Source organism: Acinetobacter sp. A2 (genome assembly GCF_012371325.1).
Lineage (GTDB): Bacteria > Pseudomonadota > Gammaproteobacteria > Pseudomonadales > Moraxellaceae > Acinetobacter.
This window is the reverse complement of the sequence record NZ_JAAZQX010000064.1, coordinates 1-1,274: the sequence shown is the minus strand read 5'-3', so window position 1 is coordinate 1,274 and position 1,274 is coordinate 1. Positions and strand designations below refer to the sequence as shown.

General features: G+C 39.1%; 1 protein-coding gene. It reads left to right on the top strand.

What is annotated here, in order from left to right:
• Positions 1 to 66 precede the first annotated feature (66 nt).
• A protein-coding gene (locus HHA43_RS13090) for an IS3 family transposase (protein ID WP_119285041.1) occupies positions 67 to 1,232 on the top strand; the annotation gives its coding sequence in 2 pieces (ribosomal slippage) (positions 67 to 325 and positions 325 to 1,232; 1,167 coding nt in all).
• The last annotated feature ends 42 nt before the right edge of the window (positions 1,233 to 1,274 follow it).

Here is a 1,274-nt window from a genome sequence, read left to right as displayed (position 1 = left end):
TGATGTGTGCTTAAAAAACAGGAGGGTTTAACTTGGTAAACTATACATACTCATTAGGAGTTTACCATGAGCAAGAAACAGAAGACTTACACCGCAGAATTTAAAGCTGAAGCCATAAAAGCCATTGAAGAGAACCAAGGTAATGTATCGGAATCCGCTAGACAACTTGGCATTTCAATGCAAACCCTTTCGAACTGGAATAACAAAGCAAAGGCTGGAACTTTAGCAGGCACAAAACAGTATTCGCCCGATCTAAACGCCTTACTCGAAGAAAATAAGAAGCTTAAACAACAGCTCAAAACAGCTGAAATGGAACGTGAATTTTTAAAAAAGGCAGCAGCGTACTTTGCCAAAGAAAGTCAGTGAGGTACGCCTATATGAAATCGCAAAGCCACTTATTTCCGATTATTTTAATGGCTCGATTACTTCGTGTATCCGTTTCTCGCTTTTATGATTGGCTAAAGCGAGGCATGAGTAAAAGATCAATTCAGCGAAATCAGCAGACAATTTTGGTCAAAATAGCCCATGAAGAAACCAAACAAAGCTATGGCTATGTTCGATTAACCAAGCATTTACAAGCGCAAGGTATCAAAATAAGTACGTATGCTGTGCGCCAAATAAAAAAATCAAATCAGTTGTATTGTAAGCGCCATAAGCGTTTCAAAAGAACCACGAACAGTGATCACAACCGTTCTATTTATGACAATTTACTCAAGCAACAGTTTTCAATGACGAAGCCTAATCTTGCGTGGTCGAGTGACATTACCTACATTTGGACGGCTGAGGGCTGGTTGTACTTGGCAGCTGTCAAAGATCTTTACACGAAACAGGTTGTTGGCTATAGCTTAAATGAGCGCATGACAGCCAAGCTTGTTTGTGATGCATTGAATATGGCTATTCGCAATCAGAAACCTGCTAAAGATCTCATTGTACATTCAGATAGAGGCAGCCAATATTGCAGTAATGAATATCGAAACTTACTTGAGAAATTTGATTTTCAGGGTTCAATGAGCAAAAAAGGCGACTGCTTTGATAATGCACCGATAGAGAGTTTCTGGGGCATACTCAAAAATGAACTAGTCCATCATCGCAACTACAAAACAAGGGAAGAAGCCAAAGCGGATATTACAAAATATATAGAGTTATTTTATAATCAGCGAAGAATTCAAAAAGGCTTGGATTTTAAGACACCAAATCAAATGGCAGAAGACTTTTATCGGTTAGCTGCCTAGAATCTCCCAAGTGAAAGTCTCCTGCTAATTCAGCACACATCA